Below are 14,211 nucleotides of genomic sequence, written 5' to 3'. Positions count from 1 at the left end.
GAATATTTGTTTATTCCATGATAATATTTATAATATTAAATTCACTTAAGGGGTACTTTTATGGCAACTATAGAAAACTTTGTTAATCTTGATATAAGAATTGGTACAGTGACCCAAGCCGAAGAACTTCCGAAAGCAAGGATTCCTGCCATTAAAATGAAAATTGACTTTGGGGAAGATCTTGGCATCAAGCAATCCTCTGCTCAAATTACTAAACGCTATACGCCAGAAGGTATTGTTGGTAAGCAAGTAGTAGCTATTGTAAATTTCCCACCTCGTCGTGTGGCAGGCTTTAAGTCTGAAGTTTTAGTTATTGGCGGGGTTCCTGTAGAAGGAGATGTGATTCTATTAACCCCTGACCAATCTGTACCAAATGGAACTAAAATTAGTTAAGATGAGCCTCTTTACGAAGAGGCTTTTTGTGATTGTTGATTTAATATTTCTCCTAAAATTTAATTTTTTTAGGAATCTATTTCGCAGGCACAAGACTAACTAAAATAGCATCTACATCATAAATATAGTAGTGTAAAGCTAATTAGACTTACACCTCCTGGCTTGATACTAAGGGTCACTAATGTGGCCCTTTTATTATTTTTACTGGCGTTGTTTCATATTATAGTCAATGATATAATTTTTGATACACAAAGATAATATCAACAAATCCCCTCAATTGGGAGGAAAATGAAAAATGGAATTTTATCTAAACTGGTGCTATATCGTTAAAATCTTCAATTAAAAAATAGAAAGGAGCGTGATAAACAAGGAGAAAAAGGAGAGATTACTATGAAAAACAGACAAGCAACTACTAATGACTATGAAGCTATTTTAAATCTTTGGGATAGATCCGTATCCGCAACTCATGATTTTCTAAGTTTAAAAGATAAGGAAGACATTAAAAAGGAAATCCCTATGTATTTCCCACATCTTGATGTGAGACTTTGGTTTGTGGAAAATGTTTTGATAGGTTTTTCAGGCACTAATAGACAGCATTTAGAAATGCTATTTTTAGATCCGGCTGAAACTGGAAAAGGATACGGGAAACAAATCATGCAACAACTTATTAAGGAATTTAATGTACGGTCTGTTGATGTCAATAAAGACAATGAAAATGCAAAGATGTTTTATTTGAAAAATGGTTTTACTATTGTCAGTGAAGAGCCAACAGATAGTTCTGGTCGCCAATATCCAATTTTACATCTAGAGTTAAAATAATTTAGCAGAGGCCACCTCTCTACTTTGTTCATAAAAAAAGGGAGATTTAAAATGGAAATATTTTTTGCACTGATACCTCTTTTCGTTATATTTATGTTTTACATTGTTCCAGCTGCCTTTATCATTTGGTTTTTAATTAAATTCATTAACATACAGCAGGAGCAAACTGAAATACTTAGAAGCATATCAGATAAGTTAAATCGAAATAGTTAAATATGTAATTAGACTGAAGTTAAGCTTATGCATTTGACTTCAGTCTTTTTAGTAGAAATGAACTCCCCCTAAAAGAATCCAGAAAAATAAGGACTTGTCTTAATTATTGTAGGTTTCAAACTCAATTAAGATTATGAGAGAGTGTTAGGCAAAAAAAGAGCACTAACAAAACATACGCATTCGTCCGTCAATGCCTTCCGATTTCCGTGACATCCGCTGAAAGAAGTTAAAATGATGCTTATTTCTTCACTTTTGAAAGTGTCATGCCATCACCGATTGGAATAATAACCGACTCTAATTGAGGGTGGTTTGCTACTGCTACATTGAATTTCTTCATCAATTCCGTATAGCGCTTTGGTTTGGCATTTGGATCTGCAACACTACCAGCAGCAAGGACGTTATCAGTAACGATGATAGCATCGGAATTTGCTAGCTTCACACAATAATTTAAATAGTTTTCATAATTATCCTTATCAGCATCGATAAAGAAAAAATCGAATCGCTCGTTACCCTGCACAAGCTTCTCAAGGCTTTGCAATGCAGGTCCCGTCATATACGTCACTTGTTCACCAAAACCTGCCTTCGATAAATTCCCGTAAGCTAGTTGCGTATATTTTTCCTCTAATTCTAGAGAAGTTAATTTTCCCTCACGTCCGAACCCTCTAGCTAAACAAATTCCACTATATCCACCGAGAGCCCCTATTTCAAGAATATTTTTAGCTCCTGTCATCGAGACAAGCATTGTTAAAAGTTTTCCAGAAGAAGCAGAAACAGAAATGGCGGGCATTCCGTTTTCTTCAATGGACGAAATAACCTCCTCTAAAATAGTATCTTGCTTATGAAACACGGAATCAATATAATGATTAATTATTTTCATTCAGGTTATTCCCTTCCTCATCATGATCTAAAGATTTTTCATTTTCTTCTTGATTGTCGGATGCATCCGTCGTTTCACTTTCATGTATTTCAAATAATTGAATGAATTCATTGATAACCATATCAATGGCTTTTAATTCGCCCACTAACATTGGCTGAATAGATTGAAACTCTGGTTGCTCTAATTGTTGCTTAATCGTTGCACGTTTTAAATTCATCATCTCTAAAAAAGCAATAGCTCTTCCACGTCGGAAAGTTTTAGCTCCGCGTTGATGAGAGCCGTCTCTTCCTCTGTGACGTCCTCCTCGATGATGTCCCTCTTCTCTAAATTCCTTAAATTTTTCACTTCTCATTTTCATTCTCCTCTCATCGTATACATTTGTATACACTTAATTACATCTTTATTGTATACAAATGTATACAAATTGTCAATTAATCTACTTATTCATTTCCTATTTCTTGTCTCCATACTTTAACAACAGTACATATCAAGTGTTTTAAGGAATTTTGTAATATGTACTTTCCTTTGTTCTTCCATTAAACTGTAAATAACAGCCATCACCATAAAACGGTAATTAATAGTTGTGTGACTTTTAGGAGTTAAGAATTTAATCGTATTGATGTATAGAACTTCATGTTCAAAAGAAGGAGCGATAAAATGAAAAGGCCATTTTTAAAACTTGGTCTATTACTTGTTTTTGGCATAGTGTTTTTAACTGGGGTGCAATCATTTTTTAATCAACAGGAAATTAAATTGGCAACTGAAAGATGTCTAGAAGCAGGTGGAGAACCAATTGTAGAAAGAGATCTTCTTGCATTAAATTACTCCTTTTCATGCCACATCAAATAATTGATTTAGATTTATGAGCGATATCATTGCCATAATGTAGAAAAAAAATGAAAATGGCTATTCCAAAGCACCAGGAAAAGATTTCAATGTTAATTGAAATAAAAGATAAAATGCCTAAGCTTATTAGTGATATTGCAAGGGACTATGAACAGATGTACGATATCACATTTACAAAGGATGTACATCTGATTGTAGGTTTATATGGAAGTAATGCTTTTACTTACCGACAAATCATACCAGAAATTGCATTTTGCTTAGAGAAACTTTCCCTTCAAGATCGCCATTTACAAATTATTATTGCTCATGAGTTTGGGCATGCTTTACACCATTTATTATCCGAAAAAAGAGGTATTGATTGGGCGATGGTAGACTGGGAGAGCCTATTCACTTGGCTTTTATAGGAAGGCATTGCAACGTATTTTTCTACAAAGATGGTAAGTGCGAGGAAAGATGAATACTTTGCATTTCAAGAAGACTTAGAATGGATAACATTTGCTACAAATAATAAACAAATAATTATTGAAGAGTTTTTAAGCGATTTAACTTCACTTGATGCAAGAGCAGTGTATCTTGAATGGTTCTCTATTAATGGAGGTAAACGATTTGGTATTAATCGCTTAGCTTATTTTATCGCATACGAATTCATACAAAGCTGCCTTCAAGAACTAACAGAATTAGATGTTATTACATTATGGCGAAACGTAAACTATCAAGATATTATTTTTCAACAATTAACCAAAATGGCAAACAAAAATGTATGATTCAACTATTTTTAATACAAAAGAGTACGCAGATATTTGTTTAGGAAATCAGTACGCAATACCGACACGCGATTTCAGGTATTCCTTGCTCTGAATTTGTTGATAGGCAAACGCTGCCGTATCTGCTACAGATATCTCTCCCTCACCTTCAGGTAAAAAGTCTCGTTCGATACGATAGATCCCCGTGTATTCACCATCAGGCAAGTATGTAGGGCAGACAATGGTCCAATCGCATTCAGATTGCTTCAATAATTCATAGACCTTTTGATGCTCCTCTGCCGCAAAGGTTGTTTTTCTTTTTGTTTCGCTCGATTGGTAACGTAATATACTTGGTGACAGACGACTTTGCAGAATGCCAGCTGTTCCAACAGTTATAATTCTTTTCACATTCACTTTTTCCATTGCGTCAAGAATCAGTGGCATACTTTTAGTTAATGTATTTGTACCGTCTGTGTTTAATGCACTAATCACAATATCTACATTCGCCATGACATTTTCTATATCTTGTTTTTCCATAACATTACCCTGAAAAATATGTAAATTTTCATGACCTATTTTTATCTTATTTGGATTACGAACTAACGCTGTAATGTGATGTTTATCTTGTAACGCAAGAGAAACGATGTGGCTTCCAACACGCCCCGTTGCGCCTAAAACTAAAATTCTCAGAATAATCACCTCTTTGTGTTGATTATAGCACACGAATTTTTCAACTTATGTATCCAAAAAATATCCTTCCCAGAGAAAAATAAAAGGAACACTGCTCAAAGAGAGTGCTCCCTGTTCGGTCGTACTTATTCTATATAGGAAGTCGCGATAACTTGAGCTAAAGTAGTACCACCATCGATATTATCATACTGGAACTGACCTAGTGGTAATCCCCAAATATCTATGAAATCACCTTCTAAAATGTCAGTTGTTTGATATCCAAGTGCATAAATAGCATTGAAATCCATATCATCTAAAATAATTGTTGTAACTGGCGTACCATCATCTAACTTATGTTCTTCGATTTGGATAACGTCCCCAGTAAAATTAATGATTTTCTCTAAATATGGTTCTACATTTTTATTTAAATGCTTCGAAGTTACCTTTTTATCTGTAAGCTTTTTTACTTTTGCAACAGCCTCTTTAGTTGTAGCAGGGAATAGTTCAGGGTTTGTTGAGATAAAGTTATAGGAAATCTTATTTAATGTAAGAATATCTTCAGTCAAAATAGGAAGATCTTCTAAATAACGTTTCGCATTATTAACTGTCACAGCAGGTACAGCTGCCTCTTTCTCTGACTCTTCCGTTTTCGCTTCTTCCTTGTTTTCTTCATCATTTTCTTTTTTATTTTCGGATGAGACCTTTTCTGAATCACTAGCCGGTAAGTTTTTCTTCCCTTCATTATATGTAGATCCACATGCAGCTGTAATTAGTGCTAATAACATTAAAACAGCCATTAAAACTCGCTTTTTCATTACTAAATCCTCCCAAAAATTCTTTTGACATACTAAATATATCAAGAATAGGGAATGTATTATATAATAATTTTTCAATAATTTGCTAGGTATTATAGTATTTATTATCTATTTATCTATTTTGTACATCCATCAATAGACTGTTTTCTATCTAACCTTATTACTAAATATCAATAGGCCGGACATCTACGATAAACAACTGAAGGTTATTATTTTTCGCAATAATGTTGACGATATTTTGAATTTCGCTTTCTGTACTTTTATCAAATTGATCTAAATTATGTAATCGTATGGTCATTACTTGATTGTTTGGAGATTCAATTAAATAGCCTATCGTACTATCTGGATAATAGCCTGCTGCTCGTAACGCTACTATAATCTTTTGTGTAAAATTTGCATTTTGTAATTTTCCACCAATTTCTTCAGAATAATTTATGTCGGGATATTTTTCAATGGGTCGTTCTAATGAAGGCTGATTATACTTAATCAAGGCAGCAGTTATTAATACCAAGGAAAATAAAATAAAAAAGCCTTTTATTAATCCTCTCATATTCCCTCTCCATTTCATCTTTTTAATACAATACGCTTGTCGTTTTAAATAATGAATTAATCATACTTTTCCCGTATATAATAAATGTTTTATACGACATCATAGCAAATATGAGTACGAACGTGAGTACGAAAATTGTCATTGCACAGAGGAAAAATGCTTCTTTAAAGAAGAAACCATCATTGTAAAGGTTGCGCATGTAATTTCTCAAGACGCTTAGAACCAGGTACATTAGTAGATATTTTCTTAACAGGTGGCGGTAGTTTCTTAGGTATTACTTTCTTAAACTTTGATCCAAAAAATTGATGCAATCAGAAAAGCTGCATAATTTAGATCATCCCTTTTTACGAAAATGCATATAGTTCGTTCCATACAAAAAGGTCTATGAACAAAGCAATAATTATAATTTTAATTTTTATTTAAAAACTAACCTACTTATAATATGCCAGGCTAACATTTCAATGACTAGCCTGGCATATTTTTGGATCATCACCTTAACGTGTGGTTGATTTCCGTTCTGACTTATATATATGGCATACGTTTAATTAATGTCATCCACAACTTTTGGTGATGAGCCATATTTTTGTGATATGAGAGAGAAAATAGTATATTATTAGCTGCGAACTTACATAGAACGTTTATTCGTTTATAATTACTTTCACAACTGGTTCTAATTTTCCTACATAAGCATCTCCAAGATAATCTACATCTACTACTACAGCTCGTGGCTCGAAACGTTGAATGCTCTCAATAAGGCGTGCAGTATTACGCCTTTTTGCAAGCTGAAAAGGTGGAAGAGTATCTAGTCTAAAACCAAAATCCCTGTATAAAGGGCAAGATATTACGAAAGTAGATAATATATAAGCTACATTTTGTAATATTTCTTCAACGCCTGTAGCATTAAAATCAATATTGCTTGTGGCGGTTACTTGATGTGTCATCCTATCAACCTTTCTTCTACGATACACGCAAAGATGTAAGTAAATCTTCTTTATAAAATATGAGCTTTTCTTTGAAAAAAGAGCACTTTGTTATTTATGCTAAATGCCCATAAGTTATGAACGAAGCACACATTCTCTATGGTATGTATATGTTGCAATGTTTCTCTAGATAATTGCACAGCATTGCGTAGTTGAGGTTCCACATTCATCCCGCTTCTTTTCACTATTATCTTATTAGCGCGTAGTAGATTACATACAACCAACTAAAACAACCATGTATGATTGCCCATAATATTGAATGATTTACACTCCACGAAATCGTAATGGCTAATACCGCGCCAAAACTAATACCGTTTTTTACTACTGTTTTGTTTTCCACTTTTTTCACCTTCTTTGTTCCTTTATTTTCTGGTGTGTGCCGCCTCATCATCATTCCTCCTCATCATGAAATCAATTAATAAGAAATGTGTACCTTCATTTCCCCTACCTTGTTGCCAACATATAATGACAAAAATTAATGTCCACCCTACGAACTGGGGCAAACTACTGGTCCTTGAACTTATTTTTAACTCCAAGCATTTATGTAGAATAAAGGCTCTTCACCATAATGTGGGGTTGGTTTTTGCTCCGACTGGGCGCTTTCCTGGTGGCGTCCGATGAGCCACCCTAGCCTCTACCTTTGCAATTAAGTGGTTTTCGACAATTTAACTAGGACATCATAATAGATAGGATTGATAATAAAAACACATTTTGATTTCTCTCAACAATACAAAATGTTTTCAATGTGGCTGCCATCGGTTTTAGATGTATCGCTGCAGCGTCTATTTAACAAGTTATTGTTGGGGATACTTTATTTATGACAATCATCCATGCAGTCTTTTTGAACACTTGATTCCTAATCACAGGTGGTTATATTGAAGTATTCCTTATTTATAGATTGTTGTTATCTATGAGCAAAAGTTGATTTGCTATGTTAATAAAAATCACAATGAACACGCCACTCATTTAGCTCTGGATTAAAAAAGAAATAGAAATTTCCATTATCGACGATATTGAAATAAGCCTTCTCGTCTGAGGCAATCTGTAATACAAACGGAAACTCCTCACCGTAATCATGACCACTTTGGCAAAAAGCTGGATAGCCACCTATTTTATGAATTGCGTATATTTCCTCTACGATATCATCGAAGTACTCAAACTCCTCCTCGTTTTCTAGCCTCAAAATTTCATCTTCCACTTCAGAAGGAATACCTCCCCCATCCCATGCTGGATAATCATTGTCAATAAGCCTTGGGATAAGCGGAAATGCCCGAATATGCTCATGCTGCCAAGTTTGCTGGATCAACCCTTCGAGTGAAGTATATGCTCTTATTTCAAAAAAACGGCTAAGATCTTCTTCTATGAGGTGATCAAATATTTTTTCATTGATAAATAACGTTAGCAGCTCAATATGTTGCAATGATGCTGGTACAAAAGGCAGATCCTTCAAAAATAATGCAGCAAGGGGCTGAAATCCTTCTGGCCACTGTTCCTCTGGTAATGACCATCCTACATAGCCAATCCAGCTTTCAAGCAGACCATGTGTAGGTCGTACTCCACCTGTTTCAAAGATTGTTGCCTGTCTCACTAGTTGCGCCTTAATGTCATCGATTTTCATCATCTGAACCCTCACTACGACAAAAACAATCTACGACATGATCATTAACCATCCCTGTTGCCTGCATAAATGCATAGCAAATGGTATTACCAACAAATTTAAAGCCGTCCTTTTTCAATTGCTTGCTCATTCGTTCACTAATCTCTGTAGTCGCAGGTACATCAGCTATTGACGACCATTCATTGATGATCGGCTGATGATCCACAAAACGCCAAATATAATCAGAGAAGGAATCGTATTTCTCCTGTATACGTAGAAAAGCTTGAGCATTCGTTACAACACTAGCAATTTTTAGTTTATTACGAACAATGCGAGAATCCTGACTAAGTTCCTGTAGCTTGTCCTCTGTATAAAGAATGATTTTCGAAGCATCGAATTGGTCGAACGCAGCCCGGTAGCCCTCTCTTTTTTGTAGGATTGTCCACCAACTAAGTCCAGCCTGTGCCCCTTCTAGACAAAGCATCTCAAATAAATGCTGATCATCATAGACAGGAATACCCCATTCCTTGTCATGATACTCAACATATAAAGGTTCATCTTGCTTGACCCATTCACATCTTTTCATTAAATATATCCTCCATTTTTTATGTATTATTTAATCCCTGTAATACAAAGCCATCCTTTTTGTGTGTTTTCCTGTATATGAACGGTTTGAAATCCAACACTTTCAAGTAACTTTTTTATTTCAGGTTTTGTTTTATAAGCTTTCATATGATAATTAATTTTATAGAGCTCTGAAATTATGATAAATTTCCCACCATTCTTCAACACTCTAAATACTTCCTTCACATCATTTGCTAAGTCTGACCAAAAATAATGCGTTTGGAGCGCTGTAATCGTATCGAAAAACTTATCTGTGTACGGAATGCTTGAAACACTTGCTTGCTTTACTATCACTTTTCCATTCGCTACATCCTTTCGATTTGTTTTTATGGAGTCTTTGATAGCCTGCTCAGAAAAGTCTATACCATAGATTTTACCACTTGGATTGATTTTCGATAAGGTTTGGAGTGTTTTTCCACCTCCACATCCAATATCTAATACTATATCGCCATCATATACGGCACCATTTTTCATTAACCATGTATTCATTCCACTATGAGCAAAATTCATTATTCGTAACATCAATGAACCTACGATTCCTCTTGGTTTCTTAGCCTGCTCAATTAATCGTTGTAAAAGCGTCATTTTAAGTTCTCTCCTTCTGATTTTCACCTTCAAAAATTTGCTGCGAACTAAGAATTAAGATGTCTTGTGTAGCTAACTTTGTTAAGGCTACTTCCCTACTTTTATCTGTTGCGCCTGCGACTGCATCCTTCACAACAGTAACAGCAAAATTTCTAGATAATGCCCCTTCCACAGTTGCAGTGACACAGCCCTCTATAAACAGACCCATTACTATTAATCCACTTATTCCATTATTGTCTAAGTATTCAATTAAGCTAGGATTACTAAATGCATCCGCTTTCTTTTTCGAAAAATACGCACCCTCGGCTCTTAATAGTCGTTCGTCCAATTCAGCACCATTACTTCCTTTTAACGCAGTGAATTTTCGTAAAAGATTTGAAAGTAATTGCGTTCGCTCAAATTCATTCCTAATATAGAGGATAGGGACATTTGACTTTTCAGCGCTTTTTATCAGCTCATTAATGCTATTTAAAGTTGGCTCAATTTGATCCTCTGCTATAGGCATTCGGGATTGATCACTAAGGTAATCATTTTGAATATCAAGTATCATTAACGCTTGCTTCAAAGTACTAACCTCCCTGTATTTTTATATCTTATCAGATGTGTTGATTAACCGTTTTTATCCACTTTAATTGTTTAGAAGACGCGGATTTCAGCTGTCGCTTCGCTTTCGTACGGAAAACATTCGCTCCGTGCAGAGTCTCGTCTGTCTCGCTTTTCCCGCGGAAAGCTTTGCTCTGCGACGACAGGAGCACTCGCAACAAAAAATCCTTTTACAGCACAATAATAAACCTATATTTTCCTAATCAACACGCCTGATATTTTTACGTTCTAATTAATAAAAAGTTTCAATTTTTACCATTTCATAAAAAAGGGGACTCAATATGATTAAACAAGCCGTCATGGAAGATATACAAACAGCAGCATTATTAGCACTACAACTTTGGCCAAATCATACGTTAGAAGAATTTAGCGAGGAGATGGCGCAACTGATTCATGCTGAAAACGCCGCGATTTTCCTTGCCTATGAGGATGATGAAGCAGTCGGTTTTGCACAATGTCAACTCCGAACAGATTATGTTGAAGGTACCGACTCAAGCCCAGTCGGCTATTTAGAAGGACTCTTCGTAAAAGAACAATATCGACAGAAAGGCTTTGCCAAGCTACTTATCGAGAGTTGTGAGCAGTGGGCTAAAGGTAAAGGATGTATAGAATTTGCGAGTGATTGTGAATTGCAAAATCTAGAAAGTTTAGCAGTCCATCTTAAGCTAGGTTTCACAGAGGCTAACCGTATTATTTGCTTTACGAAAAAGTTATAAATAGAAAGTTTCATGAAAAGAAAAATCACAAGAGCATTTGTAAAATACATAGCTCTTGTGATTTTTTAAAAAATATAGAGGATAAAGTTACTTAATAGGAACGTCACCTTGTCAGTTCAAAATTTCTATAACAAACGATATGTAATGTGATCAAAGTCAAATTTCTGATCCTTCGACATTTTTTAATTTAAATATGTATTGTTTGTAATACTTCTTTCGCGCTCGTCTATCACAAGATGGATAATAAATGCAAGTTGTTGCTCAATTCGCATATTGTTAAGATACAGGATATCTGCAATTGCATTTCTTTGAGTCTCTTCTAATCCCACTTTTTCCAGCATTAACATAATTTCTTCCTTCGAAAGCCCAAACATACTTTTTCACCTCTAATTCATCCATAATTTATTATTTCACAATCAGAATCCTCATTTCTAAAACAACAAACTAATACTACGATTCATGAACCATTTTTACTAATTATAGGATGTAGCATGAAAATTAATCAATCTAAAATCCACTTTAATTTAGTAAAATTTTAATCTCTCCAAAAAATTATTGTAATTTTTTTTATAATTTTTGATGAAGTTACTAGAACAATTCTTGTCATTTATTAATTCTATTATAAAAATAATGAGCCCTTTTGTCGAATTTTAGCATTCTGCATAAAAGCGTTTAAATCGCAAAAGAAACCGTTTACATATGAATATGCTGAGAATTGTAATGAACAGTGACAAATGACAGTAAATCTTTTTTAATATGTATCCACCTTAATTATACATTCACCTCGTTATTACAGTGCTTTTATTTCATAAAAAAAGTAATTTCAAAATTATTGAAACTACTTATCCTACTTTTATATTCGGTTATTACACTGTTTTATTAATATTGTTTTTTTGGAGAATTGCTTTTATTTGTTGTAATAATTTATTATTTAGTTTTTGATTATTGACTGTTTCTGCTTGATTTAACAAGCTTACAATGTGCTTTGTCTTGTCGCTAGTAGTAGCTAGTAAATAAACAATTTTCGACGATGCGTCACTCTTCCACATAGTCTCGTCAGTATACCCTTGGATAAATAACTGACTCTTCTCCTGCACAATAGCTGGTATCTTTACAGCCGTTAGATCTGTGTTCAACATCTCAAGTAAAGATTGATTGGACATCGCTAAAAACGTACGATCCGCTTTATCAATCACACAGTGCTTAATGCGTCCCATTGACTTATCAGACCAAACTATCGCATATGGGCTTTCTTTGCAATTCTTAAATTCACTATTCGCAACTTCAAAAATAGCATCAATACAAGTAATGGCATTTCCGATAATGTGTTCAAAAGTACAATTTTCAGTAAACAGTCGAGCATTATTTATATAAATGTGATGACTTTCGAGCTCTCGAATTGTTGTGTTATAGAGCGTAATCTTGGCGTGATCATTGCCATAAATACCACCCGACTGTCCAAATTGAAGCATGGACTGATTAAGCTTTAGCCCGCTTGCATCAATAACAAAGTGAAACTGCTGATGTTCCTGGATATCACATTCGGCCATTGAGACATCCGCTTCATTGACAATCGTGACTCCGGTTGCCTCCCCTTTTGTTATGCTACATTTATAAAACTCTGCTTTACTATTTTCAATTAATAGCTGCGACTTCATATGCCGATGGATCTTACAATCATACAATGTTGCCCCAGATTTCTCTCCAAGAAAAATGCCATTCCCTTGTCCTTCTGAAAAAATAGAATCTGTCACCAATAACTCACTTTGATGAACAGCCAAATGCGTGTCCTTATGTTGCTTGATTTCACAGCCATCCATCGTTAGTTTCGAGCTATCGAATACTTGGATACCTAAACCTTGCCCTTGATGAATAAGTGTATTGGTCATCGAAATTGAACTGGAGGTTGCAACAATTTGTGCCTTCTGATGTCCATGAATTTCACAATCCACAATATCCATTTTCACATCGCGTATTGCAAAAATGCCATTCGTTTGACCTTCCAACAGCATACAATTTGTCAATGCGATTTCACTGTTTTTCACAATGATTTGAGCCTTAACATGATGCTGGATTGTCGTATCCACAAGTATAACGCTCGAGCCATTTTCAATACGTAAGCCAAAATGATTGATGGGGGACGCTAAAATATCAACATTTTTCATCATTAGACTTCCGAAGCTAACGGTCACTTGGGCTTGCACCATTTGCTGCTCAATTATACAGTTTTCAAGCTGTAAGTCTCCTTTTACATAAATACCTTGCCCTTGTGTAAAGCGCAGATTTCGCATATTCACATGTGTTTGATAGCGAATAAACACGCCACCTTTAATTGTCACATTGCCCACCCCATAAAGTGTAAGCCTTTTGGTAATCTCGAAGCTTTCTTCATATATCCCTTCTCGAATTTCAATAAAATCTCCCTGCTCTGCCTCTTGAATCGCCTGCCCAATGCTTTGGTATCGGTGCATTATACTTCTCTTTACAACAAGTGTCGCCATCTCCACACTCCTTATCGAAGCTTTTTCATGAACTCATGAAATAAATCATCGGTTTTATTCTATTTATATCCCCATTGAACTTCCTATTATTCAATTTTGTACAAATAATTTACAACCGTTATTGTGCAAGCAGACAATTGCTAATAAATAAAGAATGTTTTCTTTTAGTTCAAGCTGGTACAGATTTCAATCCACACTCCCCTTACAGAGAGTGACAATCGTGCTTCATTTTTATCTGGACCACGTTACCAATTTCAATCCACACTCTCCATACAGAGAGTGACGTTATGCCCTCCACAAGTGACATGATTATGCCTAGTATTTCAATCCACACTCTCCATACAAAGAGTGACTGGCAGCACAGCACCAAGACCAAAAGAAAAATTAATTTCAATCCACACTCTCCATACAGAGAGTGACGCACACCCAAGAATTTTATGGTTCGTACCTGGTCCAATTTCAATCCACACTCTCCATACAGAGAGTGACTATACCTAATTATGTAACGCCTACAGGGTTTAAGATTTCAATCCACACTCTCCATACAGAGAGTGACTGGGATGTTAATTTAAAACCTTCCAATATAAAAAAATTTCAATCCACACTCTCCATACAGAGAGTAACATTTTCTCCCATATACTTCTTCCTTTCTAGTTGCATTTCAATCCACCCATACAGAG

19 protein-coding genes and 1 CRISPR repeat array are annotated in these 14,211 nt (G+C 35.0%); of the genes, 6 read left to right on the top strand and 13 right to left on the bottom strand.

Features of this window, described 5'->3' with window-relative positions:
* The first annotated feature begins 60 nt into the window (after positions 1-60).
* Both csaA and AN161_RS24875 read left to right on the top strand, forming a co-directional pair.
* Positions 61-393, top strand: coding sequence for a chaperone CsaA (gene csaA / locus AN161_RS24880; RefSeq protein ID WP_053596995.1), 333 nt, complete (start codon positions 61-63; stop codon positions 391-393).
* A gap of 390 nt (positions 394-783) precedes the next feature.
* Positions 784-1,212, top strand: a complete 429-nt coding sequence (locus tag AN161_RS24875; RefSeq protein ID WP_053596994.1) for a GNAT family N-acetyltransferase — start codon at positions 784-786, stop codon at positions 1,210-1,212.
* A 451-nt stretch (positions 1,213-1,663) separates the two neighbouring features.
* On the opposite strand, the gene AN161_RS24870 is transcribed toward AN161_RS24875, so the two are convergent.
* Both AN161_RS24870 and AN161_RS24865 read right to left on the bottom strand, forming a co-directional pair.
* Positions 1,664-2,302: an O-methyltransferase gene (locus tag AN161_RS24870; protein WP_053596993.1), complete on the bottom strand. Its 639-nt coding sequence runs from the start codon at positions 2,300-2,302 to the stop codon at positions 1,664-1,666.
* The gene (locus AN161_RS24865; RefSeq protein ID WP_053596992.1) at positions 2,289-2,654 is read right to left on the bottom strand and encodes a hypothetical protein; all 366 of its coding nucleotides are present in this window, start codon (positions 2,652-2,654) and stop codon (positions 2,289-2,291) included. Before AN161_RS24865 ends, AN161_RS24870 begins: the two co-directional genes overlap by 14 nt.
* 305 nt (positions 2,655-2,959) lie before the next feature.
* On the opposite strand from AN161_RS24865, the gene AN161_RS24860 reads away from it, so the two are divergent.
* From AN161_RS24860 to AN161_RS24850, 3 genes are read left to right on the top strand one after another with little or no spacing between them, the layout of a single operon-like run.
* A complete protein-coding gene (locus tag AN161_RS24860) occupies positions 2,960-3,151 on the top strand; it encodes a hypothetical protein (RefSeq protein ID WP_053596991.1) in 192 nt (63 codons plus the stop codon).
* Between the two features lie 47 nt (positions 3,152-3,198).
* Positions 3,199-3,552, top strand: a complete 354-nt coding sequence (locus AN161_RS24855; protein WP_158003103.1) for a hypothetical protein — start codon at positions 3,199-3,201, stop codon at positions 3,550-3,552.
* Positions 3,553-3,582: 30 nt separating this feature from the next.
* Positions 3,583-3,912: a hypothetical protein gene (locus AN161_RS24850; protein WP_053596989.1), complete on the top strand. Its 330-nt coding sequence runs from the start codon at positions 3,583-3,585 to the stop codon at positions 3,910-3,912.
* Between the two features lie 48 nt (positions 3,913-3,960).
* Here the strand turns inward: AN161_RS24850 and AN161_RS24845 are convergent, their stop codons facing one another.
* The 9 genes from AN161_RS24845 to AN161_RS24805 all read right to left on the bottom strand — a co-directional run bounded on the left by AN161_RS24845 (position 3,961) and on the right by AN161_RS24805 (position 10,276).
* Positions 3,961-4,581, bottom strand: a complete 621-nt coding sequence (locus AN161_RS24845; RefSeq protein WP_053597035.1) for an SDR family oxidoreductase — start codon at positions 4,579-4,581, stop codon at positions 3,961-3,963.
* A 125-nt stretch (positions 4,582-4,706) separates the two neighbouring features.
* Positions 4,707-5,375: a hypothetical protein gene (locus AN161_RS24840; RefSeq protein ID WP_053596988.1), complete on the bottom strand. Its 669-nt coding sequence runs from the start codon at positions 5,373-5,375 to the stop codon at positions 4,707-4,709.
* Positions 5,376-5,538: 163 nt separating this feature from the next.
* Complete coding sequence (locus tag AN161_RS24835; protein WP_053596987.1) at positions 5,539-5,925, bottom strand: hypothetical protein; 387 nt, start codon at positions 5,923-5,925, stop codon at positions 5,539-5,541.
* 638 nt (positions 5,926-6,563) lie between these two features.
* The gene (locus AN161_RS24830) at positions 6,564-6,866 is read right to left on the bottom strand and encodes a hypothetical protein (protein WP_053596986.1); all 303 of its coding nucleotides are present in this window, start codon (positions 6,864-6,866) and stop codon (positions 6,564-6,566) included.
* Positions 6,867-7,092: 226 nt separating this feature from the next.
* Positions 7,093-7,293, bottom strand: a complete 201-nt coding sequence (locus tag AN161_RS24825; RefSeq protein WP_053596985.1) for a hypothetical protein — start codon at positions 7,291-7,293, stop codon at positions 7,093-7,095.
* A 546-nt stretch (positions 7,294-7,839) separates the two neighbouring features.
* The gene (locus AN161_RS24820; protein ID WP_241774643.1) at positions 7,840-8,526 is read right to left on the bottom strand and encodes a DUF1963 domain-containing protein; all 687 of its coding nucleotides are present in this window, start codon (positions 8,524-8,526) and stop codon (positions 7,840-7,842) included.
* Positions 8,510-9,088, bottom strand: a complete 579-nt coding sequence (locus tag AN161_RS24815) for a DNA-3-methyladenine glycosylase I (RefSeq protein ID WP_053596983.1) — start codon at positions 9,086-9,088, stop codon at positions 8,510-8,512. Before AN161_RS24815 ends, AN161_RS24820 begins: the two co-directional genes overlap by 17 nt.
* Before the next feature lie 26 nt (positions 9,089-9,114).
* A complete protein-coding gene (locus tag AN161_RS24810; protein ID WP_053596982.1) occupies positions 9,115-9,711 on the bottom strand; it encodes a class I SAM-dependent methyltransferase in 597 nt (198 codons plus the stop codon).
* A gap of 1 nt (position 9,712) precedes the next feature.
* Positions 9,713-10,276, bottom strand: a complete 564-nt coding sequence (locus AN161_RS24805; RefSeq protein ID WP_053596981.1) for an isochorismatase family cysteine hydrolase — start codon at positions 10,274-10,276, stop codon at positions 9,713-9,715.
* A gap of 319 nt (positions 10,277-10,595) precedes the next feature.
* On the opposite strand from AN161_RS24805, the gene aac(6') reads away from it, so the two are divergent.
* Positions 10,596-11,030, top strand: coding sequence for an aminoglycoside 6'-N-acetyltransferase (aac(6'), locus tag AN161_RS24800; protein WP_053596980.1), 435 nt, complete (start codon positions 10,596-10,598; stop codon positions 11,028-11,030).
* Between the two features lie 182 nt (positions 11,031-11,212).
* Here aac(6') and AN161_RS24795 read toward each other — a convergent pair whose 3' ends face one another.
* Both AN161_RS24795 and AN161_RS24790 read right to left on the bottom strand, forming a co-directional pair.
* Complete coding sequence (locus AN161_RS24795) at positions 11,213-11,404, bottom strand: hypothetical protein (RefSeq protein WP_053596979.1); 192 nt, start codon at positions 11,402-11,404, stop codon at positions 11,213-11,215.
* Positions 11,405-11,896: 492 nt separating this feature from the next.
* On the bottom strand, positions 11,897-13,531 hold the full coding sequence (locus AN161_RS24790; RefSeq protein ID WP_075807352.1) for a right-handed parallel beta-helix repeat-containing protein: 1,635 nt from the start codon (positions 13,529-13,531) through the stop codon (positions 11,897-11,899).
* 183 nt (positions 13,532-13,714) lie between these two features.
* Positions 13,715-14,211: a CRISPR direct-repeat array (repeat unit 27 nt; unit sequence ATTTCAATCCACACTCTCCATACAGAG).

The organism is Lysinibacillus sp. FJAT-14222, assembly GCF_001278875.1.
GTDB classification, from domain to species: domain Bacteria; phylum Bacillota; class Bacilli; order Bacillales_A; family Planococcaceae; genus Lysinibacillus; species Lysinibacillus agricola.
This window is presented reverse-complemented; position numbering and strand designations above follow the sequence as displayed.

Coding starts and splice junctions, on each gene's coding strand:
- csaA (WP_053596995.1), top strand. CDS start 61: ATGGCAACTATAGAAAACTTTGTTAATCTTGATATAAGAATTGGTACA.
- AN161_RS24875 (WP_053596994.1), top strand. CDS start 784: ATGAAAAACAGACAAGCAACTACTAATGACTATGAAGCTATTTTAAAT.
- AN161_RS24870 (WP_053596993.1), bottom strand. CDS start 2,302: ATGAAAATAATTAATCATTATATTGATTCCGTGTTTCATAAGCAAGAT.
- AN161_RS24865 (WP_053596992.1), bottom strand. CDS start 2,654: ATGAGAAGTGAAAAATTTAAGGAATTTAGAGAAGAGGGACATCATCGA.
- AN161_RS24860 (WP_053596991.1), top strand. CDS start 2,960: ATGAAAAGGCCATTTTTAAAACTTGGTCTATTACTTGTTTTTGGCATA.
- AN161_RS24855 (WP_158003103.1), top strand. CDS start 3,199: ATGAAAATGGCTATTCCAAAGCACCAGGAAAAGATTTCAATGTTAATT.
- AN161_RS24850 (WP_053596989.1), top strand. CDS start 3,583: ATGGTAAGTGCGAGGAAAGATGAATACTTTGCATTTCAAGAAGACTTA.
- AN161_RS24840 (WP_053596988.1), bottom strand. CDS start 5,375: ATGAAAAAGCGAGTTTTAATGGCTGTTTTAATGTTATTAGCACTAATT.
- AN161_RS24835 (WP_053596987.1), bottom strand. CDS start 5,925: ATGAGAGGATTAATAAAAGGCTTTTTTATTTTATTTTCCTTGGTATTA.
- AN161_RS24830 (WP_053596986.1), bottom strand. CDS start 6,866: ATGACACATCAAGTAACCGCCACAAGCAATATTGATTTTAATGCTACA.
- AN161_RS24825 (WP_053596985.1), bottom strand. CDS start 7,293: ATGAGGCGGCACACACCAGAAAATAAAGGAACAAAGAAGGTGAAAAAA.
- AN161_RS24820 (WP_241774643.1), bottom strand. CDS start 8,526: ATGATGAAAATCGATGACATTAAGGCGCAACTAGTGAGACAGGCAACA.
- AN161_RS24815 (WP_053596983.1), bottom strand. CDS start 9,088: ATGAAAAGATGTGAATGGGTCAAGCAAGATGAACCTTTATATGTTGAG.
- AN161_RS24810 (WP_053596982.1), bottom strand. CDS start 9,711: ATGACGCTTTTACAACGATTAATTGAGCAGGCTAAGAAACCAAGAGGA.
- AN161_RS24795 (WP_053596979.1), bottom strand. CDS start 11,404: ATGTTTGGGCTTTCGAAGGAAGAAATTATGTTAATGCTGGAAAAAGTG.
- AN161_RS24790 (WP_075807352.1), bottom strand. CDS start 13,531: ATGGCGACACTTGTTGTAAAGAGAAGTATAATGCACCGATACCAAAGC.